This is a genomic window from Dokdonia sinensis (genome assembly GCF_003688895.1).
Lineage (GTDB): Bacteria > Bacteroidota > Bacteroidia > Flavobacteriales > Flavobacteriaceae > Dokdonia > Dokdonia sinensis.
Window position 1 is genome coordinate 22,159 of the sequence record NZ_REFV01000015.1, and the last position, 26,852, is coordinate 49,010.

Here is a 26,852-nt window from a genome sequence, read left to right on the forward strand (position 1 = left end):
TTATAAGTTGTAAAATTATCTCTTTACAATCTTAAATGTTTCTGTTTGTCCAGCAACACTTACACGAGCGATGTAAACGCCAGCGTTAAGGTCAGAAAGGTTTACGGTCTCATTGTTAGAAGAAAGTGATTTATTTACCACTTGCTGTCCTACGATGTTAAAAAGGGCAACATTCTCTAAAGTTACGTTTGCACGTAAGTTAAGGTTTGAGTTTGTATCAAGGAATTGTGTGAAACCAGCAATGTTGTTATCATCTAAGCTTAAAGTATTGTCCGTTATTGTAAGAGTATCAACACCTACTGCGTTAGAATTATTACCACCTGGACCACCATCAGTAACAAAGTATCTAAAAGCCACGCGAGCAGCAGTTTCATCGGTTAATCCAGAAATAGTAACCGTGAATTCCTGCCAGTCCAACGGATAGTCAGTTGTATTCAAGTCAGGATTTATTTCGAGTAAAAGTGTTTCATAAGTTCCAACTTCGTCAGATGTAGTTGGTAATTCTGAATCATCACCGTCTGAACTTAAGCGTACTTCTAATCTGTCAGGGAATACAGTAGTTCCATCTTGACCAGTTGTGCTTCTAGTAAAGAATGTTAATTCGTCTCCGTCTTGTAACATTAATGTGGGAGTAGCTGCCCAATTACTAATCGTAAAACCTGTCGCAGCATTACCTGTAGTAGATTGAAAATTTGCCAATAGGTAGGCAGTTGGTTCTCCTTCTTGAGATTCAAAGATATTATCAGCGCCTTGTCTCCAGATAGCGGCTGCATCTGCCATATCACTTGCATTAGAGAAAGTCCAACCAGCCCCTTCCAAAGTTGTTGCATCGTCAAACGCCTCTTCAAGTATAACATCTTGAGCATTCATAGTAAAAACTGCAAATATTGCAGCAATAAGAGTAATTTTTTTCATCATTCAGTTTGTTTTAAATTAGGTTAAATTTTTAAAAAGGAAAGTTAATGATAAAAGTTAAGTATTACTACTAATTTAACATAGTGCTTACAATAATTTCAAAATGAAGTATAGGCTGTATTCTCTATCTTTACAAACCTATGAAAGTCGTTGCACAAATTAAAGAGCCCATTGCTTACGAAATGGAAATTTTTGAGAAAAAATTTGCACTTTCTATGCAGTCTAGAGTAGCACTTCTCAATAAGATAACTCACTACATCGTAAACCGTAAGGGAAAGCAAATGCGACCTATGTTCGTATTTCTTGTAGCAAAAATGTTTGGGGGAGGAGAAGTAAATGATCGGACATATAGAGGAGCCTCCGTTATAGAACTTATTCATACCGCTACACTAGTACATGATGACGTAGTAGACGATAGCAATAGGCGACGCGGTTTCTTTTCTCTTAATGCATTGTGGAAGAATAAAATTGCAGTCCTAGTAGGTGACTTTCTATTATCTAAAGGACTTTTGTTGTCTATAGACAATGAGGATTTTGATTTGCTCCAGATTATTTCTGTTGCTGTACGTGAGATGAGCGAGGGGGAACTCTTACAGATAGAAAAAGCACGACGCCTGGATATAACAGAAGATGTATATTTTGAAATTATCCGCCAGAAAACCGCAACGCTCATTGCAGCCTGCTGTTCCTTGGGCGCCTGCGCCGTGCACGCAAAAGAAGCTGTTGAGCCTATGCGTAAATTTGGAGAGCTTATAGGAATGGCTTTTCAAATAAAAGATGATCTTTTTGATTATGGGACCAAAAAAATAGGAAAACCTACTGGAATTGATATCAAGGAGCAAAAAATGACCTTACCATTAATTTATGTGCTCAATAACACTACCGCTAAAGACAAAAAGTGGCTTATAAATAGTATTAAAAATCATAACCTAGATAAGAAGCGCGTAAAGGAGGTAATCACATTTGTTATAGAAAATGGAGGGCTCGAATATGCCGTGACAAAAATGAAAGCATTACAGCAGGAAGCATTAACGATCCTTCTTGGTTTCCCAAAATCACCGTATCGTGATTCGCTAGAATTAATGGTTAATTATGTCATTGAACGTAAAAAATAAGATTTCAGGCAATGAGGTCTTAATAATAAACTTTGCTCACTTGTACTTCTCTACTTAATAAATATCTTTGCATTATGTTACTACCACTCTTTATAAGCGGCACCGAGATTGCCTTTATCATATTTATAGTGATAATAGTTTTTGGCGCAGATAAAGTTCCAGAAATCGCACGAGGACTGGGGAAAGGTATGCGCCAACTCAAGGACGCAACTAATGACATAAAATCAGAAATTACTAAGAGTGCAGAGAAGAACGGTATTGATATAGATGTTACAAAAGACATCCGTAAAGAGATAGACAAGGCAAAGGAAGATATAAATGACATTACTGGGCCCGTAAAAAGAAACCTGTAAATGTGGGAGCAGCTCAATCGGTGGGATAGAGAACTCTTTGTTTTTCTTAACAGTCTCGGGATTGATGATCACGATTCTTTCTGGATTTTTGTAACTCAAATAGAACATTGGACACCTCTTTATCTACTCTTCTTTAGTCTGTTCTTTGTCGTATTTAAGTGGCAGAAAGCACTTATAGCAGTTGGTCTCACCTTATTAACTTTTGCTGTAACACTCGCCGCTACAAATATCACAAAAAATATAGTCGGTCGCCTGCGCCCCAATAATACCCCAGAACTTGCAGACCTCATCCGTATACTACAAACACCAGATAATTTTAGTTTCTTTTCTGGACATTCGGCAGTTTCTTTTGCCGTGACGACTTTTGTAGTATTGGCACTCCGACAACGTTTTAAGTGGGTGTATATATTTTATATATGGCCGCTGCTTTTTATATTGAGTCGCATCTTCGTAGGTGTGCATTATCCGGGAGATATTTTGGTAGGTGCGCTCGTTGGGACACTTTTTGCAAATCTCATTTGGCGTTTTCTTGGTAAGCATTTATTGTTTGAAAACGGTTAAAGCTTTTCTATAAGCAGGGGTTTAAGTACGCTTTCGCGAAAGCGTAAGTCTCATCAAAACATTTAATTAAGGGTAGAATCCGCATCTTAAAAGGGTTTATTGTGAGGAAGTGGTAGTAAAAAGACCCATTTTTTGATAATATGATTACAGAGAAGCTATTCTGTTTGGAATCTTTTAATATATTGTCATTCTAAACAAAAACCACTCTCTATGAAAACACAATTATCCCTGCTGGCACTCGCGGCCACAATAATTATTACTTCCTGTCAAAAGGATGAAATCCAAAACTACGGCACTTTTGACCTGAATGTTGAAACACTCTCGCAAGAATCAGACACATTCCTTACCATCGAGCAAATAAACACTTACATCGATAAGTCTTTTTCTGAAAAAGGTAGCTTTTCTTGGGATGATGCACCAGCAAATGTTTTGTGGAGCGCCGCAGTGCACGGTCACGAACTCATAACCGTAGGTTACGGAGGAGAAGGTGAGAGTTTTAGAGAAGCAAAAAGTACTCGACTAGAAAACATCCAGGATGACATTGTAAATGTTGTTTCTGCTAGCGAAGGCTTGACTAAAAGCGCTGTAAAATACATTGCTGACGATGTGCTGAATGTAATAGATATACAAGTCACATCATTAGAAACTATACGCACCCTGCGCGCTACGCCAGATATTCGGTATTTGGAGCCCAATGGATATTCATTTTATGAACTTAAACCCGCGCAAGGACCCGCGGTAAAGTCTAGCAGTGGTTGTAACTTTGATGGAGCAAACCTTCTAGCTGCAGATTATAGAACGGTGGCTCCTAATGCGCTTGTGTCTTGGACCTTTGACAGACACAATATTGAGCAAGCTTGGAGCCTAAGTACGGGAGCAGGTATTACCGTAGGTGTAATTGATACGGGACTCTCTGCCAGTCAGCCCAAATTGGGAAGCGAGTTTACAGATGGCTTTTCTATAAATAGTAGAACCGTTCAGAAATATGGAACATTTATCGATTCTCCGTGGTGGTGGTCTAATAACTATGACGGACCTAATGACAAGTGCGGTCACGGTACGAGTATGGCGGCAACAATCGCGGCCCCACGTAACGATGAGAATATGCCAGTAGGAGTAGCGTATGATTCTAACCTTGTTTCCTATCGCGCTACAGAAGATGTTGTACTCAACGATTATCATGAGCGCAAGGGTGTATCTGATGCTCTGAAAGCATTAGGAAATAGAAGTGATGTGAAGATTATTTCTATGTCTGTAGGATATCCTTGGAGTATAGGTAATGTGAGAGATGCGGTAAAATATGCTTATAATCGAGGTAAATTGATCTTTGCTGCCGGAGGCACATCTCTCAATTTTACAAACTGGTATCCCGTAATTTTTCCAGCAAGTATGAGCGAGACTGTTGCAGTAACAGGAATTACAGATGCAATGGGTTATAATCAATGTGATACCTGTCACGATGGGAGTCAGATTGAATTTACAGTCGTAATGGAACGTGATAATGATAATGGCCGTACTGGAGTCACTTTAGGTTTTTATGATGGAGATAATGATTATGTAGGAGGATCTTCTGTTGCAACAGCAACCACGGCAGGGATTGCAGCGCTAGTATGGGCAAAACACCCCTCGTGGAGTAGAACACAGGTTCTAAATAAATTGCGTCAGAGCGCAGATTTATATCCTTATAAAGACAACAACTATGGCTACGGAAATATAGACGCAAATCTTGCGGTGCAGTAAGAAATCTTCGTATTTAAAAATGAAAAGCCCCACAATTGTGGGGCTTTCTGATGATTGCGCTTTTGTAAAGGGAAAAGAAACTATAGGACTCTACTTACCGTAAGTCCGTCACGTATGGGTAACAATACTGTTTCCAGTCTTGGGTCTTCATTAAGTAAATGATTGTACGCTAGAAGCACTTTTGTATCTATATCTTTTTCGTCTACAGGTTCAACTACCTTTCCACTCCATAAAACATTGTCAGAAAGAATAATTCCGCCGGAATTCATTTTTGGAATTATGGTGTTAAAGTAATTGATATAATTTCGCTTGTCTGCATCTATAAAAACAAGGTCAAATTTTACTTCTAACGTTGGAATAATTTCTAAAGCAGGTCCTAAATGTTGTTGTATCGCTTTCGCGAAAGCAGACTTATCAAAATGTTTCCGCTGGAAGTCTACAAGTTCTTCTTTTATGTCGATGGTATGTAGTATTCCATTATTCTGTAGTCCTTCTGCCAAACATAGTGCGCTGTACCCCGTAAACGTGCCAATTTCCAAAATTGTTTTGGGACGCACCAGCTTAGAAATCATAGATAGCACTCGACCCTGATAGGCTCCAGAGAGCATACGTGGTTGTAATATTTTTTGATATGTTTCTCGTGTGAGCGCCTCAAGATGCTCAGGCTCCTGTGCCGAATGAGTAACAACGTAGTCGTCTAGTTTTTCTGGAAGAAAGTGCATTCAGAGTGTTTTTTTTTGTCATTTCCGAGCAGGCGGAAATCTCAATGTATCTAATTCCCGTAAAGACAGGAATCTTAAGTTTAATGTCGTCTAAATTTGAAAGATGAAGCAAATATTTAAATAAATTTTAGAACTCTGAACTCTGAACTCTGAACTCTGAACTCTGAACTCAACCACCCATTATCCTTTTTCGAAACGCTTCCTTACGTTTGTCATCATTCCCGTATAGCCACTGCACCACATTATCATCCCAAATCTGGTCGTATTCTGTGGCATTTATAATTTTGCGGTCTAAAGCTAGATCTAATATTTTACCAGGATAACTACTTTGATCAATACTTTCCATTTCTCCTAGTGGATACGGGTCGTCCAGACCCATTACGACTTGTTTTGCTCCCTGATTTTCAATCACCATTTTGAGACTATTCGTATCGTGTACTAAGGTGTCAAAAAAGATATTGGGATGTCCTACAGATTTTCTCGGGTGCACTTTTCCTTCAAAGAGATCTGGTCTTCCATCAAAACCTTGAATTCTTCTACCTAGGTTTATTTGTGCGAGTTGACCACCGTGAGCAAAACAAACACGCATTCCCGGGAATTTTTGTGCATAACCATTAAGCGTCATAAAATGATAGGCGTCTGCGCATTGCGCCAGCATCCAGATGAGATGGAAACGCCAACTCGTATTTTCCAGTTTTATAAACTTCTCGCCATCATAAGGGTGAACCTCTACGGCAAGATTATATTTGCTTGCAAGCTCAAAAATAGGCTCGTTTTCTTCGTCAAAAATACAACGCCAAGTCCCAATCGTGTCCATATAATGTGTGGGAAGACATAACAAATCCATTCCCAATACCTCTACACAACGTTCTATTTCCCAAAGCGCACCGCGTACAAAGCCTGGGTGTACCACAAAACCTGTTGTAAATTTATCGGGATGCTCTTTCTGTACACGTGCATTAAAATCATTTTGAAACTTCAAAGCCTGCTTCATTTCTTCTAATCGCAGGCCATTGCCATAAAGCTGAGAAAGGTTAAGAACCACGGCGTGGTCTACCTTGTTACGCTCCATCCATTCTAGCTTCTCGTGTAAGAAAAAACTAGAGTCAGTCACCGGGCGACTCCAGTCTTTCTGAAGCATAAACTTGCGATCTTTATCTACCCAAAAAATCCCCTTATCCTTCATAAACTGAGGAATTTCCTCTGGATAAGGAAGGAGATGCGAGTGGCCGTTAATTCTAAGTTTTTTTGTCATTTCCGCGATACGCTAAAGTCGTATTTATAAAAGGCGGAAATCTCATCCGCTGTTGATATGTTTAGTTCTTAAAAATACAATTATTAAAAGTTTTATGTGGTTCAGACCTGATAGGTTTTTAAAGCCTGTCAGGTCTTTTGAGTTTACAATAGAGTGTCAGCTCCATTATTTCCATTTTAATCGATAAAAATACAAGCCATATATCACTAAAAAACCTACTCCCAGAAGTGGTAATATAAGTCCGCTTAATCGGGTATCACCAGTAACTGATAAAACCATAATCTCGTAAACGCCTGCTGTAAAAAGAATGGTGCAAAGTACTGTCATTTCGGCAATCATAATGCGTGATAATTGCAATTGCCTTTCATTTTTGGCACCGAGCTTATGAGGATTTATGGTCATTGCATTTTTAGAAATCCAATACATGAGTCCGCATAGGAAAATATTAATAATAGGTAAAATAAAAATCTCACTTCGGTCACCCCAGCGGTCTGCTTTTCCCTGCAAATTAAAGTGCATAGGCACTTGCTCGGGAAGTTGGCTCCAATGCACCGCAATCATCCCAAAGCCGAGAAGGGTGATGATAATTGCTAAAGTCCATAAAATTTTAGTGTAATTCATATCAAATAAATATTCAGGCTTATAGGGTTAGTGCAATTTTAAAGGCATTAAAAAATTGCTACCTACTTCATAACTTAGATCTTAAAAAGCTGTTTAAATCTCTCGAGATAGTATCACCATTACTCTTAATGTACAATTCAAAGTTCGAACCACGATTTTTAATTATCGAATCCCCAACACTCAACTCCTCGTATATATAAAAAGGTATTTCATACTGAGCGTAATTATTTATGAATATAATTCTCGTTGGTCCTTGTTGATTAGCATTTCCAAGACTTCTAATTATTGATCTATATTCCTTATTTCTTATCTTCAAATACTCATTTTCTGTGTCTCTAAAATAATTATCTCTTAAGTAACCTAAAGCTATAATCAGTATGAAAATAGGAATAAGGACTTGCGCTAGCACACGTCGTATTGTCCTATCTTGTTTTTCTAGGTCTACGTTCTGATTATAATCTTTTGGCATTTATAAGCTTTTAGTCCGTCCACCATCTACCGGCAAGTTAATCCCGTTAATAAAAGATGCTGCCTCACTAGCAAGAAATACAATTGCATTTGCAACTTCTTCTGGTTGTGCAAATCGTTTTGCAGGCGAAGCATTTGCCATTGCTCGCGATACTTCCTCTGTAGACTTCCCAGTCTTCATTGCTTTATTTTTGATAATTTCAGAAAGTCTGCCTGTTGCCGTTGCGCCTGGAAGCACGTTGTTTACTGTGATCCCAAATTGTCCCAATTCATTTGCCATCGTCTTGCTCCAGTTTGCCACCGCACCCCTTATCGTATTACTCACGCCCAGTCCGTCCAGTGGTTGTTTTACCGAGGTAGAAATCACATTGATAATCCGTCCATACCCTTCGGCTTTCATACCTGGGATTACGGTTTGAGTTAACAGGTGATTGGTTTGTAGGTGTTGTGTAAACGCTTTCGCGAAAGCGTCTACGTCTGCATCCACAATAGGTCCACCAGGAGGTCCGCCAGTATTATTTATCAAAATATGATACACATTCCCCGTCGCCGAAACGGCATCTGCCACCGCCTGCGGATTTGTGAAATCTGCTACGACGTAGCTGTGTTTTTGAGTTCCATTATTAGGAAGCTCGGCGAGTACAGCTTTAAGTTTTTCTTCAGTCCGTGCGGCGAGAGTTACATTTGCTCCTTCCTCGGCAAGTCCCATTGCTGTCGCGAGTCCTATTCCTGCGGTCGAGCCGCATACTAGAGCGTTTTTGTTTTTTAAGTTTAATTCCATATTGTCATTCCCGCAAAGGCGGGAATCTCATCCCGCTTTGGCGTATTTTTTTGTTACTAATTTCTCCCGTCGAGCGTAGCAAAGTAAACTACTCAAGACGACTCATATTTAAATAAATATGTAACTGTTTCATCCCAACTTACAAGGTTGCCTACATCTCGACTACGCCGGATGACCACGGCAAAACCTCGCAGGTTAAAAATGCTAGTTTTCAAAATCTCCCAGCGCAGCGTCCTCCCAAGAAACCGAAAGGTTTCTGTCCTACTCGCAACCAACTAAATTCTACTGACTATAAGAAATACAAACATTCTTAGCCTCCGTAAAAAATCGTAGCACTTCAAATCCTCCTTCACGCCCGACACCACTCGCTTTTACACCACCAAAAGGCGTGCGTAAATCCCGATTCATCCACGTATTTACCCAGACGATTCCTGCTTGGAGAGAATCGCTCAATCGCATCGTACGATCTAAATCCTTTGTCCACACGGTCGCAGAAAGTCCATATTTGGTACCATTTGCAAGCTGTAAAGCTTCTTCTTCGTTGTCAAAAGGCATAATCGTTACTACAGGTCCAAAAATCTCTTCTTGGTTGAGTTTACAATCATTTGTTGTCACTTCAATCACCGTAGGTTCTAGATAATAGCCTCCCTCATATCCCTCAACACTAACGCGTTTTCCGCCGCATAATACTGTTCCTCCGTAGGCTTTTGCATTGTGTATATAGTCTTCTACTTTTTCTAAATGTGATTTTGATACAAGCGCACCCAAGTCAACTTTCTGCTGTACACTGAACGTTGCAGGTTTTTCCCGCCCACTGAGCGTAGCCGAAGTGAAGGGATGTCCAACAACCAATTCTTTAACTCTAGAAACAAAATCTTCTTTAAAAGAAGTGTACAGCGATCTTTCCACAAAAATCCGACTTCCGCAAAGGCAGATCTGGCCTTGATTTGCAAATGAACTCCGCAGCGTTGTGGCGAGCATTTTATCGTAATCACAATCGGCAAAGATTAAATTAGGATTTTTTCCTCCTAACTCTAGTGAGAGCTTTTTAAACATAGGCGCACAAGTACGTGCTATATGTTCGCCAGTTTTCGTGCCACCCGTAAAACTAATCGCTTTAATTTCTGGGTGTTCAAGAATGGCTTGTCCGGCAGTGGTTCCTAGACCGTGAACGATATTAAGTACTCCTGGAGGTAATCCAGCCTCTGTACAAATTTCACCTAGCAAGTAGGCTGTCATTGGGGTGACTTCGCTTGGTTTCGCTATTACACAATTTCCTGCGGCGATGGCTGGTGCAATTTTCCAAGTGAATAAATATAAAGGCAAGTTCCACGGTGAAATACATCCCACCACACCTAACGGCTTGCGCAATGTAAAATTCATGGCTTTCAACCCAACACTCTCGTGGCTCTCTGAAGCAAACTGCGCAATGGCGTGCGCAAAAAATCTAAAATTACTCGCAGCTCTTGGGATGTCTACAGTTTTGGCAAGTGACAGCGGTTTTCCATTGTCTCTACTTTCGGCTTCGGCAAGTGTGTCCAGTCTCGACTCAATACCATTTGCGATGTTCATTAGGATACGACTACGTTCTTCGAGTGTTGTATTGGACCATTTTGGGAATTCCGCTTTCGCGAAAGCGGTTGCCTCCTCAACATCTTCTGCATCACTATTAGGAATTTGCCCGTAGACTTTACCAGACGCTGGCTCGTAATTATCTAGCCAATCGTTTGATTGTGGATCTTGGAAGTCGCCGTTTATGTAGTTTTTGATTTTCATTGTTCAATTTGTTGTCCGTTCGAGCGCAGTCGAGAACTAAAAGTCAGGTTTATATTTAGAATGACTCGCATTGCGACATTCTGCCAAAATCTGAATCATATCGTAATCTTCTCTTGCTAAAGCTATTTTCTTTTTAGCACTCCATTTTTTGATTTTCTTTTCGAATGAAATAGCTTGTTCTGCATCATTAAATACTTCGTGCCAAATAAGTTCTACAGGTCTTCTTTTATAAGTGAAGCTATCCTTGTTTTTACCAAATTGATGTTCTTCAAATCTTCTAGATAAATCATTTGTGATTCCAGTATACAAAAGGTTATCACTACATTTCAAAATATAAACGTAATAGGTTTTCAAATTGTTAATATGAAAAGAGTTCTCGACTGCGCTCGAACGGACATTGCTATTGAATTCATAATCAAAGCGGCTTATACGCCATCACCTTAATCTCTACCACCAGATGCGGGTGCGGTAATTGATGCACCGCAACCGTCGTTCTCGCGGGCCCCGTTTCTTTATTAAAAAACTCGCCATAAGCTTCATTATACCCAGCAAAGTCGTTCATATTTACAAGAAACGAAGTCACGTCGACCACATCTGCCATCGTAGCATCTGCTGTGCTGAGGGTTTTTTCTATGTTTTTAAGCACAGCTCGGGTTTGCTCTTTGATGTCAAGATGCATTGTACCCATCTCGTCTATCACGTTTACGCCGGCAAAGGTGTTATCTGCTTTCCGGCTACTGGTGCCTGAAACAAAAAGGAAATCTCCTGCTCGTTTTATATGTGGGTAAGCCCCTCTTGGTGTTACTGAATTCCCGTGGAGGCGGGAATCTTGTTCTGAATTAGACATAAATAGTATTGTTTATCATTTTTTCTAAAGCGGGAATATTAATCGCTTCTGAAATAGGTTATTGTAAACTGACCTCTCGACTGCGCTCGAGGGGATCGTGTTATAAATTTTGAAGAACCGCATCATCGTGCAGTATATCGTTAGTTGCTTTTAGTACGGCTTCTAGTTGTTGCTTTCGCGAAAGCGTACCTGGTAAAACTCCATCATCTAACAAGTTTAAAATCGCTTTATTCTGCGCACGTCCGCGTATCATTGCTTCCCGATACCCTATCTCTTCCTTGAAAGTTACTAAACTATATTTAGAATAGTACTCCTCTGGAAATTCCTTTTCAAAAGCGGTTTCTAGTTTTCGCTTTTCTTGAAACATGGGGTGTGCCGTGTGCTCTTTCATCTCGTGAAAGTTGTCTACCGCAAGATCTGCAATGGCATCGGTGTCTGGTTTTCTCGTTTTTTCAAATTCTTTAAACACCTTTTCCCATCCTTGATCACCAAATTTATCAAGCGTTTCATCAAAAACAACCACATCTTCAAAACTCGCATTCATCCCTTGACCGTAAAAAGGAACAATAGCGTGCGCTGCATCTCCCATAATACAAACTTTGCCAAATGCATTCCAAGGATGGCATTTTATAGTTCCTAAAGGTCCTACAGGATTTTCTTCATAATCTTTTACAAGGTCTGGCATCATAGGCACTGCGTCGGGAAACTGGCGAGTAAAATACTCGGTAATAGCTTCTGGAGAATTTAAGGATGCAAAACTATCTGGGGCGTCTTCATAGTCAATAAAAAGTGTGACTGTAAAACTGCCGTCAAGGTTAGGAAGCGCGATAATCATATCTCGACCGCGTGGCCAGATGTGTAGTGCATTTTTTTCTGTTCGGTAACCACCATCTTCGGCAGGAGGGAAGGTGAGTTCCTTATAACCGTGCCCGAGATAATCTTGAGAAAAGCTAAACAGGAAATCCCTGCTCATATACATACTCTTGCGCACTGCTGAGCCTGCACCGTCAGTGCCCAGAATGATGTCTGCAGCGATAGTTTGCTCTTCTTTAGTATGATAATCTACAAAAGTGGCGGTTGCGTTTTTAAGATCTACGTCTGAGCAGCTTTGGTTGAACAACACTTGTAATGTGTCATATTCATCTGCTGCGTTAAGTAACATAATGTTGAGGTCTGTACGCGAGATAGAATTGATAAACTCATCCGTACGACCCGAATACGGACTAAAAAGTGTGTTACTTTCCTTGTCGTGTAGCATTCGTCCATTCATTGGGATGCACAACTCTCGCACTCGATCTTCTAAGCCTACAAGCTTAATGCCTTTCAAACCACGATCTGATAACGCAAGGTTTATAGACCTACCCGCGTCTTGGTGGACTTCTCGTAAATCTGGACGTCTCTCTATAAGTGTGACTTTATAACCGCGTTGCGCCATACGTAATGCGAGTAGGGAGCCGCATAAGCCTGCTCCGATGATTAATATGTGTTCTTGTTTGCTCATTTTTGTCATCTCCGCGCAGGCGGTGATCTCATCCGGCTTGCGCTAAATTAATATTATTCAGATAGGTGCTCACTGTTGCGAACATCCACCCCAGCCTTTCTTCAAAGGAGGGAGTTATTAAATTATTTTCATTCCGGAGGTATCGATACATTTCCAACTTACCCTTCGACTACGCTCAGGGGGCGTTGGAATCTATGAACCTTCATAAATTTTTATTCTTTAGAACTCTGAACTCTGAACTCAATTCCTCATCTTCTTCATTTCTTCAGCCACTGCTTTATCTTGAACACTCCCATTTTCGCGTAAGCGTTCTACCACCGCTGCGTGATTTTTATCATCTCTGTTTTGAGACATCTTTTTTGCGGCTTCTATACTTGTGATTTCAATTTCAAAACCTACAACACCGTTGATTTGGCGCATTGTTTTTTCAGAAAGCTTGTCCATATCGATCGGCTGTTTTTGACCCGATTCGTATTTGTCCATGAGTGCTTTTATAGATTTATAAACGCCTTCCTTATCGAGAATTTTGAGGGTGCCACGGACTTGTACAGCAATGTAATTCCAAGTAGATACTTCTTCAAAATCATACCAACTCGCCGAAATATAGCTGTGTGGGCCATTAAAAATACAAAGTGCCTCGGCTCCATTTCCTAAATGGGCTACTTGCTCGTTTACTTTTGAAATATGACCGTGTAAAATTTCTGTTCCGTCGTCTCGTGTCCCTAGTTCTAAAGGAATATGAGTTGCACAGGATTTTCCGTCTTTGTTTGTGACTAGAATGCCGAATGCGTTGGCTCTCAAGAAATCTCTGATTTCTTTTGGGTCTTCATTTTTATAGATTTCTGGTATGTACATATACTTTTATCGTTGGGTTCCCACCCACTTTGTGGGAGGAATGTCAGAACAAAGTTCTGACAGGGTGGGGTGTTTTTTGTACTCGCTACCTTAAAACACCCCGCTCCGCCAAAGCGAAGCTTTGCCACCTCACCCACAAAGTGGGTGAGGAACTTAATTGTATTTCAATATTTTCTTTAATCGTTCTACCATCTCAAATACATCCTCATAACTATTATACAATGGCGCAGGAGCAACTCTAATCACATCTGGCTCACGCCAGTCTGAAATTACTCCGGCTTTTGTGAGTTTATCGTGTAACGATCTGTCTGCGTTTTTTACTTGAATAGACAGCTGACAGCCGCGTTGTTTTGGGTCGCTTGGGGTGATGATTTTTATATCATCATTATTCAAGTCATTGATTAAAAACTCTAAATACCCAGTCAGTTTTTCAGATTTTGCGCGTATGTTTTTCATTCCCGCTTCCGCGAAAATGTCTAAACTAGCACGCACGGCCGCCATACTCAGTATAGGCGGGTTTGATAGTTGCCAACCTTCTGCCGTCGGGATTGGGTCAAAGCCTTTGCGCATATTAAAACGCGTGTCTTTATTCTGTCCCCACCAGCCTGTAAATCGCTGAATGTTTTTGTCTTTGTGATGGCGCTCGTGTACAAAGCAACCGCCCAGACTTCCTGGGCCACTATTCAAATATTTATAAGTACACCATACTGCAAAGTCAGGTCCATTATCGTGCAAGTCTGGCATTATGTTTCCCACGCCGTGGGCGAGGTCAAAACCTACTTTGCTGCCGTTTTTATGACCGAGTGCTGTAATTTCTTTGACGGGATAAAACTGTCCTGAGTAGTAATTTGTATTTCCTATAAGCAAAAGGGCTACGCTGTCACCGTGCTCATTTACAAGCGCTTCCAGATCTTCAAGTCTACAGAGTTCTTCGCCCGCTCTGGGTTGCCAGAGGAGTAAACTATCGCTCGGGTCGTACCCTCGTTGTCTAATCTGACTTTCTACTGCATACTTGTCTGACGGGAAGGCGTCACTTTCTATGATGATTTTATGCCGGTCTGGTGTTGGGTTGTAAAAGGAGACCATCATCAGGTGCAAGTTGGTCGTGAGCGTATTCATAATGACCACTTCGCTGGGTTTTGCACCTACGATATCTGCCATAGGTTTTGCCAGTTTCTCGTGATACGGCATCCACGGGTTTTCTGCGTCAAAATGGCCTTCTACTCCCAGATCTGCCCAATCATTCAGCTCTTGCTCGATGTAACTGGCGACTGATTTTGGCTGGCAGCCCAAGCTGTTTCCGCATAAATAGATAAGCTCATTGTTGTCGCTATCTACTGGAATATAAAACCGATTTCTAAAGCTAGAAAGTGGGTCTTTTTCGTCTTGCGCTTTCGCGAAAGCGTAATTGTTTTCAAACTTCATGTTCTATACGGCTAGCGATTGATGATTATTCTTTAAAAATAAGAATTTATGAAGGAGTATTGCTCAAAATTATGGTCTCATTAGATGCAGTTTTTTTATATCAGATAAAGGGGTTAGCTTTAAGTCATAACAAAAACCTATACTTATGAGAAATTTTCTAATTATTTTGGGACTATTTTTTATAGCATTTGGAAACGCTTACGGACAAGAGGCTGGGAAGTTTCGATTTGATATAAGTCTAGGCTACGCCGCCATCGCCGATACGGATAGTGACGGACTGACATTTTATCTAGAACCCAAATGGACTTTAAATAATCGTATGAATGTAGGTTTGAGAATAGGAGGGTCTGTTATTGGGAAAGAAATAGGAGAAGATGCCGAGGGTGATTTTGCAGTGCCTGAAGTTGCTTTTAGTGGTTCGTATGTTGGGACTTTTGATTACTATTTTCATAAAAGTGGATCTGCTTTTGCACCTTTCGTAGGCGCTGGTTTTGGATATTACGAGGTTGCAAATGTTGAAACAGAAAACGCTCAAGGCGAAAGCGTTGAACTTAAAACAGATAGCAAGGCCGGAGGCTTGGTTAGACTTGGTTTTGACTGGTATAAGTTTCGATTGGGCTTTGAGTATAATTTAATTCCTACTTCTGATTTGCGAGATTTAGATAATGTTGTTATAGGTACATCTAAAAATAATTATTATGGTGTGAGTTTAGGATTTTACTTTGGTGGAGGTAAATGGAAGCGTAACTAACTTTACTTGAATGCATTCATTAGTTCTTATTCTTGCTAACAAGCGTTATTTTGCCCCCTCCTGGGTTTTTGCCTCTCTAAACATTATGATAGGCACTTGGGTGTTATATATACCTAGGGTAAAAGATGCTTTGGGACTGGATGATGGGGAAATAGGGATTGCACTTTTTTGTCTAGGTCTTGGTACACTTACGAGTTTGACCTTTGCCTCGAGAGTTATTAAAAGTTTAGGTGTTGGTAAAAGTACTATTGTTGGTATCTCAATTTTTGCATTGTTATACATTTTTCCATTGCTGGCACCTTCTTATTTATTGCTTTGCATAGCCTTATTTTTAGTGGGTATTTTTTCTTGCTTTACAGATATTGCTATGAACGCATTAGTCTCTGACCTTGAGACCGAAGATGAAGTTCATTTTATGAGCTCGGCTCACGGCTTCTTTTCCATAGGTGGCGCGATTGCCGCTGGGGTGGGATATTTTATTATTGACCACATAGAAGTTCCTGTGTATCACATAATGGGAGCCGCTGTAGTAGTTTTAATCACAAATGCCTTCTTAGCCAAAAACTACATTCATATCAAAGCCCCAGTAGAAGAAAATGAGGGAAAGGTGAATTTAGGGTTGCTAAAACCGCTTTTAGGGTTGACCATCATCGCTTTTATTATAATGGGGAGTGAGGGAGCGATTGAGCAATGGAGTAAATTATATCTGGAAGATGTTGTACAAGTTACCTCGGAAAAAACCGCAGGGATGGGTTTTTTAATGTTTTCCCTATTTATGGCATTAGGAAGGTTTTTTGGTGATGGTGTGAGTAAGCGTTTTGGTGCTTTGAAGATAATAATTGGAGGTTCTACGCTCGCATTGCTAGGCTATATGCTGGTTCTTACTGCAATCACTTATACCGCAATTATCGGTTTTGCAATCATAGGTTTGGGTTTTTCTGTGGTTATTCCAGAGTTACTACGACTAGCTGGTAAGGTGAAAGGCGTGTCTAGTGCTGATGGTATTTCCTTTGTCGCGGGAGCAGGGTTTATTGGCTTTTTAGGAAGTCCGCCACTCGTAGGTTTTCTGGCAGATATGTCTAGCTTAAAGTTGAGTTTTATGGTGCTGGCCGTAGGGAGTATGATTGCTACTTTAGTGGGGCTTGTGAAAATGAAAAATTCTTAACGCTGCTTAAAATATTTTGTAAGGTTTTATTAAGCTTAAAGAAAATTGCAGATCGAGTTCTGCACCTTATATGTTAATTTTAAAAATTTTAGTTTCTAGGATACAACCTCCACACCCCGCCAAAACGCCACGCGGTTTTTTATTCCTTTTGCTAGTTCACTCACTTCTGGATAAAACCAAGCTGCGTCTTTATTTTCTTTTCCGTTTACTTCTAGACTGTAATAATGCGCTTCTCCTTTCCAAGGGCAAGTGCTGTGCAAGGAGCTCGATTTAAAATATTCTTTTTTTATAGCGTCGTGAGGGAAATAATGGTTGTTTTCTATAAGTACGGTGTCGTCACTTTCGGCGATAATGGTGTTGTTCCAGATGGCTTTCATATTTTTTTACATTTGTGCGAAAGTGTAATTCTCATTAACTAATCGCAATTAATAATTTGTTTGATTTTTATCTTTTAAATTCCGTAATTAAAACGAGAATAAGCACAGCTCTAGCAAAAGCGCAGTCCTATCTCTTCTTAAAAAGATAATTCTTATAATATTTTTTACTGTCTGTGAACTGATTTACAATTTCCAGCCCTGATTCTTCTGCAAGCCAACTTACAATATCATCATCATATTTCTGACTGATCTCTGTATGGATAGATTCCCAAGGAGCAAAATTTATACTTAAATCTAAGTCATTTATGGCGACTGTTTGTGCTTGCGTGCTTACAAGAAAACTTTTTGCAGTTCCAGTTTCTGGGTCATAAACTTCCCAATGTTTAAAATGGTCTACATTAAAATCTGCATCCATTTCTCGATTAATGCGATGAAGTATATTTTTGTTAAAAGCAGCAGTAATCCCAGTCTCATCATTGTAAGCATCAAAAATTGTCTGCGGATTTTTTTTCTGGTCAAAGCCCATAAAGAGCATATCCTTATTACTCATCGCGTCCTTAATATTCCTTAAGAAATCTATGGCTTGCGGGTGCAATAAATTCCCTATGTTAGACCCTAGGACCATTATAACTTTCTTGCGACTATTATAGCTTGCCACCTCTGACAATACTTCAAAGTAAGTGCCTTGTTGGGGTTTTATAGTTACTCGAGGGATTTCATCATTCACACTTCTTTCTAGACCGTCCAGAACATTCTGGCTAATGTCTATGGGGAGATATACAAAATCGCACTCTGTTTCTATAAGGTGTTTTAAGAGGATTTTTGTTTTCTTCCCATCACCGGCACCCAGCTCTATAAGGTCAAAACCGTCATCACTAGCAAAGGATTGGGAAATGTTTTCTTTTTGGGTTTCCAAGATTTCAAACTCGCAGTCCGTAAGATAGTAGGACGGCATTGCCATAATATCCTGAAAGAGTTTATCTCCAGCTTTATCGTAAAAATATTTTGAGGATAAATATTTAGGAAAAGTAGTAAGTCCTTCGGTCACTTCCCGGTGAAAGGATGAGGTGTATGCTGTTTTGGTTTCCGTTTTCATAGTTGGTTTTGTCGTTCAAGATTCTCTTGCCTTTCTATTTGGCTAGGCGCAATCCTGTAAATTGCCAGCGCAGTCCTGTCTGGAAGAAATTGCGATAGGTGTGACGCGTATGTTTGTCTGATGTTGCTACTGAGCCACCGCGTAGAACTTTCTGGTTGACCATAAATTTACCGTTGTATTCTCCCAAGGCACCTTCTTCTTTCATATAGCCAGGGTAGGGTAGGTAGGCACTTTCTGTCCATTCCCATCGCTCACCCCAATTAAATTTTTTATTTGCGATTTCCCACTCAAATTCGGTGGGGAGTCTTAATCCCTTCCATTGGGCATAAGCAAATGCTTCGAAGTACGATATGTGTGATACTGGAGCGTCTTGGTCTATTTTACCCAGTCCTTTTTCTAGAGTATATTGATACCACTCATTATCTACAAGATGCCAATACATTGGTGCTTTAATGCCATTTGCATTTACCCAGTCCCAACCTTCGGCGTGCCAGAGGAGTGTTTTATTATATCCACCATCATTTATAAAGTCTATCCACTCGGCATTTGTGACTAGATTATTAGAAATAGAATACTCGTGTGTATAAACTTTGTGTTGGCTTAACTCGTTATCATAACAGAAATCTGTGCCTGAGTGGCCTATGATATAAACTCCCTCCGGAATATGAATCCATTGTTGTGCGTTTTTTACGCTTTCGCGAAAGCGTAACCCACCTCCATATTCAGGCATTAATGGATTGTTGCCCAAAATATACTTTATATCTGTAATGAGCAATTCTTGATGCTGTTTCTCGTGATGAATACCGATGGTCACGAGTTTTTCTATCTCTGGTGTGATTTCTTTTTCTAATACTTCCAGTAACGCATTTGTAACATACGCACGATAGGCATATACTTGAGCCACGGTAGGTCGGGATAGATTGCCGCGGTCTGTGCGCACTACGCGCTTTCCCACGCTCTCGTAATAGCTGTTAAAAACAAACGCAAAATCATCGCTAAAAAGCTTATAGCCTTTCTGATTTTTTAAAATAAATTCTTCAAAAAACCAGGTAGTGTGCCCTAGATGCCATTTGGGCGGAGAAACATCTACAATAGGCTGTACCACATAATCTTCAATTTGTAGGGGTTTACAAATGGTTTTGGTATGTGTCCGAGTTTCAAGAAAAAAATCCAATAACGTTTGGGTAGCGATCATAAAAAAGAGCGACCGTTTGTGGTCACTCTAAATTTCGGGTTTTTTACGCTTTCGCGAAAGCGTAATCACGTTAAGACCGCGTTAAAAGCAAAAGAGCCCGTGAAGGCTCTATTTATATATGAAAAGTATACCTTAAAATGTAAACGGCATCGTGTATTGAATCTCTTTGGGAGTTCCGCCTATGTGTCCAGGTTCCATTTGTGGTAGGGAGGTAATTTGTCTTTTTACTTCATCTTGAAGCGCCTTGTTACCACCTGTTACTTTTTTTACAACAGCTTTTCCGGTTTTATCGATCACAAATGCTACTGTCACTTTAGTACCTCGTTTGTGTCCTGGAGGAAATTTAAATCCTTTTACAACGTGTTTTGCAAGGTTTTGATTAAAGCAGTTTCCTCTTTGAGTTCTAGACCCTTTACAGCCCGGCCAGGTAGGAGGGTTTTCACTCATTGTGAGCGTGTTCCCTTTCATTGAGATTCCATCTTGACTAAGTTTTGTTGTGCGTTGCCCTAGGGCTATTGCGCTTACTAAAAAGAGCGCAATCATTAATAAATTTTTCATCTGGGGATTAAAATTTGTAGGTTAAGATTTATAGTTAAACGGCGACCATACCCTTTATATGCGGATGTGGGTCATAATTTTCCAATGTAAAGTCATCAAAAGTAAAGCCAAAGATGTCTTTTACCTCTGGATTTATTTTTAAAGTGGGTAAACTACGACATTCTCGGGATAGTTGCAACTCCACCTGTTCCATATGGTTACTGTAAATATGAGCATCGCCAAAGGTGTGGATAAACTCTCCAGGTTCATAGCCGCACACTTGAGCCATCATCATCGTGAGCAGGGCATAGCTCCCTATGTTAAAAGGTACCCCCAAAAATATATCTGCACTACGCTGGTATAGCTGGCAGCTCAATTTTCCATTGGCCACATAAAACTGGAAGAACGCGTGACAGGGTGGGAGTGCGGCCTTACCATTTGCCACATTTTCCGAAAAGGAAACCGACGTGTCTGGAAGTACCGAGGGGTTCCAAGCACTCACAAGCATACGTCGCGAATTAGGATTTTTCTTGAGTGTTTCTACTATTTCTTTTATTTGATCTATCTCATCTCCGTTCCAGTTACGCCACTGGTAACCGTATACAGGCCCCAAGTCTCCTTGTTCATCTGCCCATTCGTTCCAGATACGTACACCGTTTTCTTGAAGGTATTTGATATTAGTATCTCCTTGTAGAAACCAAAGAAGTTCATAGACAATGGATTTGAGATGTAACTTCTTAGTGGTGACCATTGGGAATCCCTCAGCGAGATCAAAACGCATCTGGTATCCAAAAACACTTTTGGTTCCCGTACCGGTACGGTCTCCTTTTTCATTTCCGTTCTCGAGAACGTGTCGTATAAGGTCGTGATATTGTTTCATTAATGAGGCTGTGTGCGTTTAATACGTATAAATTTTTAGGTTGCGACCGCATATTAGGGCTCTAACCGCTGTTTTTTAGTAGCGTACTAAAATAAAAAACACCTTTCATTCCTAAGAACGAAAGGTGTGTTGAGTTATTATGAGTTATTAACTAGAGGCTTTATTTTCCGCCCAATCCAGAGCCCTGTGGAGTTGTTTTTTCTAGGCGTCTCTGTATTTTTCTAATTGCACTCTCTATAGATTTCTCAGGCTCTATAACATTGTATTCTCCCCAGAATTCTGGGTCATTAAAACCTGAACTTTGATCTGCCATTATAATAGACTCAGATATGTTTTCGCCCGTTGCAAGCGAACCAGAGGTGGCAACTTCCCAATCTGTAACTGCCATCTCACAAGAAAGCGTATAGATTGATTTAAAGAGTTTTTTGCGTTTTTTTACTTCAAAAGAGAGTTCTGCATTACTATATCCATAATACCACTTTCCATTTTTCTGACGGTAATTAACCTCATAAGAAATATTACGTGGTTTAATGCGTACGTCATTAGGTTTTCTTCTAACAAACATTTTTACAACTTCTGAGTTGTTTGTAATATTTAAATTATAAGTAGCCTTGACGAGTGCTAGCGAAGAGCCGTTTATATAAAGCTTTCCTTCATATAATGGCGTGACAACATTGTCGCCTTGTTTAAAATTAACGGTATATACCATCTTATTATCAACCTCAGTCATTTCGCCAAATTGGAACTCGTATGCATCCATAGTTTCGGGTGTAAAAATATACTCAGGATATTTCATCACATCTACATAGAGTGTACTAAAAGGTCCTCCTTGTAATTTTAAAGCAATAGTGTCAAGCCTGCTATAATCTGTATTTTTTCTAGATTTAATTAAACTAATTCCATCTTTAGAAGGCGAAGCATAAGGTTCTTTATGGATGTTCAGAACAGCCTCAGCCAGAGATGCGTTTTTATTACGTTTTTTAATCGTTTCACGGTAGAAGGCAGTCATAACGGTTTTATCAGATAAGTAATTATCTCTTTTCTCATTAAAGACCTTCTTTACAAGCTCTTTTGCATTTTTATACGTTACTACATTTACTTCATTCAGATTAATGGAGCTTGGAGCAAGTGAGATTTTTATTTCTTTTTCATCTTGCGGTATTGCTATCATTTGTTGGTCGTGACCTATAGCCTTTATAAGAATTTTACCAGAGAGATGTTTTGAGGGAACTTTGAGAAGAAAATCACCATCCATATTAGTTACGGTACTAATGTTAGTGCCTACAATTGTAATGGTGGCGGAGGCTATTTCTTTGTTTGTGTCTTGGCTTTCTACAGCGCCTTTTACCTCTTTAAAGCCATCTTGACTAAAAGATATGAAAGGAATTAAAAAAGCAATCATAAGAACAAATGTCTTGATCGTCAGTCGGGAATGTGAGCGCTTTTCCATAATTTAAAAGATTTGTTAGGAGTATTATCCTAAATTATATCTTATGAAGTTACAAAAAAAATGAAGACGCCCGACGAGCAAATGTCAGGTTTATAGATTGTTAAATATATCTTTAAAACAGGGGCTTAGAACTTTGATCTAAGAAAATAGAGTAGATTATTGTGTTTTTTTGTCCGCTTTCGCGAAAGCGTAACTTTTCACTCATTATAGATTTGAGTACGACGCATCAGGTAGTATATTACTTTTCTTACTTTATGTAAACCCGATTATCCGATTATCATCCCAGCGATGGTTGCCGAAATCAAGGAAGCAATGGATCCTCCTATAAGAGCTTTCATACCAAAACGAGAAAGTTGTGTGCGTTGTTTAGGAGCAAGAGAGCCTATACCTCCTATCTGAATTCCAATAGATGCAAAGTTTGCAAATCCGCAGAGCATATAAGTTGCCATTATTATAGACTTCTGGTAATTGAGGTGTACAGCGTTGGACGTATCTTTGAGTTCTGCAAGCTGTATGTACCCTACAAATTCACTAGCTGCAAGTTTAATTCCAAGGAGCTGTCCCATCATAGTTGTATCTTCACTAGCAACTCCTATAAGCCACATAAGAGGGGCAAATATAGTTCCAAGTATAGCCTCGAGAGAAAGTTTGGGATAAGTAGAGTTTTCTGCAATCCAATTATTAATAGAGGTAACCTCGCCTAGCCAGCCTAAAACACCATTTGCCATTGCGATAAATGCAACAAATACGAGGAGCATCGCACCTACGTTTACGGCTAGTCTTAGACCTTCAGTCGTACCGTTTGCTATGGCGTCTAATACGTTTGCGCCTATTTTGTCATTAGATACAGTAACGTCTGTATTAATCTCTTCGGTTTGCGGATATAGAATTTTTGAAATTACAATTGCACCTGGTGCAGCCATAACAGAGGCTGCGAGAAGATGTTTTGCAAAAATGAGACGTAAGGCTTCATCTTCTCCACCTAGAAAACCTATATAAGCAGCAAGAACGGCTCCCGCCACAGTCGCCATTCCTCCTATCATCACGAGAAGGATTTCAGACTTATTCATTTTTTCTAGGTAAGCCTTAATAAGTAATGGTGCTTCTGTTTGTCCTAAGAAAATATTTCCAGCGACACTTAAACTTTCGGCACCAGAAATCCCTAAGAGTTTTGATAACAACCATCCAAAAGCTTTTACCACTTTCTGAATCACTCCAAAGTAATACATTACAGAGGTGAGAGCAGAAAAGAATATAATAGTAGGCAGCACTTGGAAAGCAAAAATATAACCGAATGTGGTTGTGTCGCTCACAAGACCTTTAAAGAGAAAATCGCTACCAGCTAGAGTAAATTCTAGAATACTCACAAAAATACTCCCAATGAAGTCAAAAATCGTTTCAATAAATGGAACCTTTAGTACTCCAATGGCTATAATTAATTGAAAAGCTAATCCTATACCAACAGTTTTCCAGTTTATCGCTTTGCGGTTACTACTAAAAAGAACAGCAACAAAAATAAGTGTAATCATCCCTAAAACACCGCGGCCTAGACTTTCTAATGAGAAACCTTGAGATGGAATTACATCTGTCATAACCTGAGATGTTTCCTGCGCAAAAGCTGTAAATGAAATTAATAAGACTAGTAACGTGAGTAGTAGTTTGCGCATTTAGATATTATTAATAGGGTTTAGTTCCTTTTTGAGATTTCATCTCTTAGTTGTGCCGCCTTCTCGTAGTCTTCATTATTTACGGCTTCATCTAAACTTGTGTGCAATTCCTGAAGGGACATTTGCTTATAATCGTTGTCACTGGAGAAGTCATCTTCTAGTACGAGCTCGTCCATAAGTACTTCGTCATCATCCGTGTATTCTGTAGGGTCAGTATTTCCTTTGAGAAAAATCCCCGCTTTGTCCAGAATATTTTTATAAGTAAAAATAGGAGCTTGAAAACGCAATGCCAGAGAAATGGCATCGCTGGTACGAGCATCTATAATCTCTTCTATCTTGTCTCGTTCACAGATGATACTTGAGTAGAACACACCATCTACAAGTTTGTGAATGATTACTTGCTTGATGATGATGTCAAAACGGTCGGCAAAATTTTTAAAGAGATCGTGGGTTAGTGGTCTGGGTGGTTTTATCTCTTTTTCTAATGCAATAGCGATGGATTGCGCTTCAAATGCACCTATAACAATAGGAAGTTTGCGCTCACCATCTGCTTCATTTAAAATAAGCGCATACGCACCATTTTGTGTTTGACTATAAGAGATTCCCTTTATGTTTAACCGAACTAGACTCATAAGTTGCAAAAATAGGAAAAAGGGATTATAAAGTAAGATTATTTAAGAGTCGAGAAGTTATGAGGATTCCTTTGAGCACTAATATGGAGCTTAAACTAAAATGAGCCTAAGAAATCTTAAGCTCATTTTTTAAATATCTAAATATTTATGAATTAACTATTGGCTGCTTTAAAAGCTTTTAGTTTCTCATTAAGCTTCGGTACAATTTCAAAGGCATCACCTACAATTCCATAGTCTGCTGCCTTAAAGAAAGGTGCTTCTGGGTCGTTGTTAATTACCACTTTAGTTTTTGAAGAGTTAATCCCTGCAAGGTGTTGTATGGCTCCAGAGATTCCAATTGCGATATACAGATTTGCCGCTACGGGCTTTCCTGTTTGTCCTACGTGTTCTCCGTGAGGTCTCCATCCTAGGTCAGAAACTGGCTTAGAACAAGCGGTTGCTGCTCCGAGGATATCTGCCATTTCTTCTATCATTTCCCAGTTCTCAGGTCCTTTGAGACCACGACCTGCAGAAACAACAATCTCGGCATCTGCAATAGCAACTTTATCTGTTGCTTTGTCTATAGATTGTACTTTTACTCCAGAGGTGTCCCCTAAATCTACTGCGAAATCTTCGGTTGCTGCGGCTCCTGATGTTTCATTAAGGCCAAAAGCGTTCTTTCCTAATCCTACGATTTTCACATCGGTTGTAATCTCGGTATTACTGAAGGCTTTATTTGTAAATGCTGTGCGCTTTACCACAAATGGACTTGTACTTTCTGGTAATCCTACCACGTTAGATGCATAACCTGCTTCAAGTTCTATCGCGAGTAGGGGAGCGATGTATTTTGCATTTGCACTTTGGCTCAATACAATGACCTTTGCTCCTTCGGCTTTTGCTGCTTGGGCAATCGCTTTCGCGAAAGCGGACGCATTAAAATCTCCCAACGCATCATTTGTTATATTAAGAACTTTATCTATTCCGTGTGCGCCTAGTGAGATCGTGTCTCCGCCATTTATGGCAACTGCCGTAGCGGTAGTTCCCATCATATCTGCAATTCCCTTTGCGTAGCTGGCTACCTCGAGGGCGGTCTTTTTATAAGTACCGTTTTCTGATTCTGTATATACTAAAACTGACATAGTGTTTTGAGTTATGAGTTAAGAGCTATGAGTTCAGAGTTAAAAATGCTGAAACCATAACTCGACTGTAAGCGAACTTGCTGTGCGCGTCGCTTTTCTAATTTCTTTTTTCGACTTTCTACTTTTAGATGGCTTTTGCTTCGTTATGAAGTAAATCGATCAGCTCATCTACATTATCTACAAGCTTTACGGCTCCCTTAGGTGCTGGTTTTTCGAAGGATATTGCTTTTGTTTCGGCTGCAGCTCCTGTGGGTTCTACTACGTTAAGTGGCTTTTTACGTGCCATCATAATTCCTCTCATATTAGGAATACGAAGGTCACTTTCTTCTACAAGGCCTTTTTGACCACCAATGACTAGGGGCAAACTTGTTGTTGCGATTTCCTTTCCTCCGTCTATCTCACGTATTGTCGTTGCGGTATTTCCATCTACTTCTAAGCTTATACAGGTATTAACAAAGTTTGCTCCTGTAAGTCCTGCGAGCATTCCTGGTACCATTCCTCCATTGTAATCTATGGATTCACGTCCTGCGATTACAAGGTCGTAGCCTCCATCTTGAACAACTTTTGCCAGTTCTTTGGCTACTTGGTAACCGTCGGTTGCCGGAGTATTTACGCGTATTGCGCTATCTGCTCCTATGGCGAGTGCCTTGCGCAAGGTAGGCTCGGTTTCTGGTCCTCCTACATTTACAACATCTACAGATGCGCCTTGTTTTTCTTTAAACCACATTGCTCTGGTTAAACCAAATTCATCATTCGGATTGATTACAAACTGTACTCCGTTTGTGTCGAACTGAGTATCGCCGTCTGTGAAGTTGATTTTTGAAGTCGTATCAGGCACGTGACTGATGCATACTAGTATTTTCATAAGAATATTTTATATAAAGGTACGCTTTCGCCCCTCGACAGCGCTCGGGATAAACACGCGATTTGCGTACTATTTCGTTTTCGTAACAAAAATATGATAAAAAACTTTGATTTGCTATGCGTGCATAGTAAAATTTTAAAGAAATGTAATTTTTTGAGGTTTTGGAATTGCTTATTTTTGTCTT

27 protein-coding genes are annotated in these 26,852 nt (G+C 39.9%); 6 read left to right on the plus strand and 21 right to left on the minus strand.

Features of this window, described 5'->3' with window-relative positions:
- Window positions 1-15 precede the first annotated feature (15 nt).
- A complete protein-coding gene (locus EAX61_RS13525) occupies window positions 16-918 on the minus strand; it encodes a T9SS-dependent choice-of-anchor J family protein (RefSeq protein ID WP_121918242.1) in 903 nt (300 codons plus the stop codon).
- A gap of 137 nt (window positions 919-1,055) precedes the next feature.
- Here EAX61_RS13525 and EAX61_RS13530 point away from each other — a divergent pair, with 137 nt between their 5' ends.
- The 4 genes from EAX61_RS13530 (at window position 1,056) to EAX61_RS13545 (ending at window position 4,684) form a co-directional block, all read left to right on the plus strand.
- Window positions 1,056-2,030 (plus strand): polyprenyl synthetase family protein, encoded by a 975-nt coding sequence (locus EAX61_RS13530; protein WP_121918243.1) that lies wholly within the window; start codon window positions 1,056-1,058, stop codon window positions 2,028-2,030.
- Window positions 2,031-2,104: 74 nt separating this feature from the next.
- Window positions 2,105-2,383 (plus strand): twin-arginine translocase TatA/TatE family subunit, encoded by a 279-nt coding sequence (locus tag EAX61_RS13535; RefSeq protein ID WP_121918244.1) that lies wholly within the window; start codon window positions 2,105-2,107, stop codon window positions 2,381-2,383.
- Entirely contained in the window at window positions 2,384-2,944 is a 561-nt protein-coding gene (locus EAX61_RS13540; protein WP_121918245.1) for a phosphatase PAP2 family protein, read from the plus strand.
- Window positions 2,945-3,154: 210 nt separating this feature from the next.
- The gene (locus EAX61_RS13545; RefSeq protein WP_121918246.1) at window positions 3,155-4,684 is read left to right on the plus strand and encodes a S8 family serine peptidase; all 1,530 of its coding nucleotides are present in this window, start codon (window positions 3,155-3,157) and stop codon (window positions 4,682-4,684) included.
- An 80-nt stretch (window positions 4,685-4,764) separates the two neighbouring features.
- Here the strand turns inward: EAX61_RS13545 and EAX61_RS13550 are convergent, their stop codons facing one another.
- From EAX61_RS13550 to kynU, 10 genes are all read right to left on the minus strand, one after another.
- Window positions 4,765-5,406: an O-methyltransferase gene (locus EAX61_RS13550; RefSeq protein WP_121918247.1), complete on the minus strand. Its 642-nt coding sequence runs from the start codon at window positions 5,404-5,406 to the stop codon at window positions 4,765-4,767.
- 169 nt (window positions 5,407-5,575) lie between these two features.
- Window positions 5,576-6,661: an amidohydrolase family protein gene (locus EAX61_RS13555; RefSeq protein ID WP_121918248.1), complete on the minus strand. Its 1,086-nt coding sequence runs from the start codon at window positions 6,659-6,661 to the stop codon at window positions 5,576-5,578.
- A gap of 165 nt (window positions 6,662-6,826) precedes the next feature.
- On the minus strand, window positions 6,827-7,282 hold the full coding sequence (locus EAX61_RS13560) for a DUF1648 domain-containing protein (RefSeq protein ID WP_121918249.1): 456 nt from the start codon (window positions 7,280-7,282) through the stop codon (window positions 6,827-6,829).
- Between the two features lie 469 nt (window positions 7,283-7,751).
- Window positions 7,752-8,531: an SDR family oxidoreductase gene (locus tag EAX61_RS13570; protein ID WP_121918251.1), complete on the minus strand. Its 780-nt coding sequence runs from the start codon at window positions 8,529-8,531 to the stop codon at window positions 7,752-7,754.
- 282 nt (window positions 8,532-8,813) lie between these two features.
- Window positions 8,814-10,307: an aldehyde dehydrogenase gene (locus tag EAX61_RS13575; RefSeq protein ID WP_121918252.1), complete on the minus strand. Its 1,494-nt coding sequence runs from the start codon at window positions 10,305-10,307 to the stop codon at window positions 8,814-8,816.
- Between the two features lie 36 nt (window positions 10,308-10,343).
- A complete protein-coding gene (locus EAX61_RS13580; RefSeq protein ID WP_121918253.1) occupies window positions 10,344-10,661 on the minus strand; it encodes a GIY-YIG nuclease family protein in 318 nt (105 codons plus the stop codon).
- Window positions 10,662-10,722: 61 nt separating this feature from the next.
- A complete protein-coding gene (locus tag EAX61_RS13585; protein WP_121918254.1) occupies window positions 10,723-11,154 on the minus strand; it encodes a RidA family protein in 432 nt (143 codons plus the stop codon).
- A gap of 100 nt (window positions 11,155-11,254) precedes the next feature.
- On the minus strand, window positions 11,255-12,682 hold the full coding sequence (locus tag EAX61_RS13590) for an FAD-dependent oxidoreductase (protein WP_283806749.1): 1,428 nt from the start codon (window positions 12,680-12,682) through the stop codon (window positions 11,255-11,257).
- Between the two features lie 213 nt (window positions 12,683-12,895).
- Window positions 12,896-13,510 carry an FMN-binding negative transcriptional regulator gene (locus EAX61_RS13595; protein ID WP_121918256.1) on the minus strand — a complete coding sequence of 205 codons (615 nt, stop codon included), beginning with the start codon at window positions 13,508-13,510 and terminating at the stop codon, window positions 12,896-12,898.
- Between the two features lie 153 nt (window positions 13,511-13,663).
- Entirely contained in the window at window positions 13,664-14,935 is a 1,272-nt protein-coding gene (gene kynU / locus EAX61_RS13600) for a kynureninase (RefSeq protein WP_121918257.1), read from the minus strand.
- Between the two features lie 145 nt (window positions 14,936-15,080).
- Between kynU and EAX61_RS13605 the strand changes: the two genes are divergently transcribed.
- A complete protein-coding gene (locus tag EAX61_RS13605; protein ID WP_121918258.1) occupies window positions 15,081-15,686 on the plus strand; it encodes an OmpW family outer membrane protein in 606 nt (201 codons plus the stop codon).
- A gap of 10 nt (window positions 15,687-15,696) precedes the next feature.
- Complete coding sequence (locus EAX61_RS13610; RefSeq protein WP_121918259.1) at window positions 15,697-16,851, plus strand: MFS transporter; 1,155 nt, start codon at window positions 15,697-15,699, stop codon at window positions 16,849-16,851.
- Between the two features lie 95 nt (window positions 16,852-16,946).
- Here EAX61_RS13610 and EAX61_RS13615 read toward each other — a convergent pair whose 3' ends face one another.
- From EAX61_RS13615 to EAX61_RS13660, 10 genes are all read right to left on the minus strand, one after another.
- Window positions 16,947-17,228, minus strand: coding sequence for a DUF427 domain-containing protein (locus tag EAX61_RS13615; protein ID WP_121918260.1), 282 nt, complete (start codon window positions 17,226-17,228; stop codon window positions 16,947-16,949).
- Window positions 17,229-17,355: 127 nt separating this feature from the next.
- On the minus strand, window positions 17,356-18,324 hold the full coding sequence (locus EAX61_RS13620) for an L-histidine N(alpha)-methyltransferase (RefSeq protein WP_121918261.1): 969 nt from the start codon (window positions 18,322-18,324) through the stop codon (window positions 17,356-17,358).
- A gap of 34 nt (window positions 18,325-18,358) precedes the next feature.
- Entirely contained in the window at window positions 18,359-19,519 is a 1,161-nt protein-coding gene (egtB, locus tag EAX61_RS13625; RefSeq protein WP_121918262.1) for an ergothioneine biosynthesis protein EgtB, read from the minus strand.
- A 132-nt stretch (window positions 19,520-19,651) separates the two neighbouring features.
- Window positions 19,652-20,077: an energy transducer TonB gene (locus EAX61_RS13630; protein WP_121918263.1), complete on the minus strand. Its 426-nt coding sequence runs from the start codon at window positions 20,075-20,077 to the stop codon at window positions 19,652-19,654.
- 34 nt (window positions 20,078-20,111) lie between these two features.
- Window positions 20,112-20,936, minus strand: coding sequence for a thymidylate synthase (locus tag EAX61_RS13635; RefSeq protein ID WP_121918264.1), 825 nt, complete (start codon window positions 20,934-20,936; stop codon window positions 20,112-20,114).
- A gap of 160 nt (window positions 20,937-21,096) precedes the next feature.
- Window positions 21,097-22,386 carry a carboxypeptidase-like regulatory domain-containing protein gene (locus EAX61_RS13640; RefSeq protein ID WP_201739463.1) on the minus strand — a complete coding sequence of 430 codons (1,290 nt, stop codon included), beginning with the start codon at window positions 22,384-22,386 and terminating at the stop codon, window positions 21,097-21,099.
- 266 nt (window positions 22,387-22,652) lie between these two features.
- Window positions 22,653-24,053: a NupC/NupG family nucleoside CNT transporter gene (locus EAX61_RS13645; RefSeq protein ID WP_121918266.1), complete on the minus strand. Its 1,401-nt coding sequence runs from the start codon at window positions 24,051-24,053 to the stop codon at window positions 22,653-22,655.
- Window positions 24,054-24,073: 20 nt separating this feature from the next.
- Entirely contained in the window at window positions 24,074-24,685 is a 612-nt protein-coding gene (locus EAX61_RS13650; protein WP_121918267.1) for a bifunctional nuclease family protein, read from the minus strand.
- 152 nt (window positions 24,686-24,837) lie between these two features.
- Entirely contained in the window at window positions 24,838-25,803 is a 966-nt protein-coding gene (locus EAX61_RS13655; protein ID WP_121918268.1) for an electron transfer flavoprotein subunit alpha/FixB family protein, read from the minus strand.
- A gap of 124 nt (window positions 25,804-25,927) precedes the next feature.
- Complete coding sequence (locus EAX61_RS13660; RefSeq protein WP_121918269.1) at window positions 25,928-26,668, minus strand: electron transfer flavoprotein subunit beta/FixA family protein; 741 nt, start codon at window positions 26,666-26,668, stop codon at window positions 25,928-25,930.
- Between the last annotated feature and the right edge of the window lie 184 nt (window positions 26,669-26,852).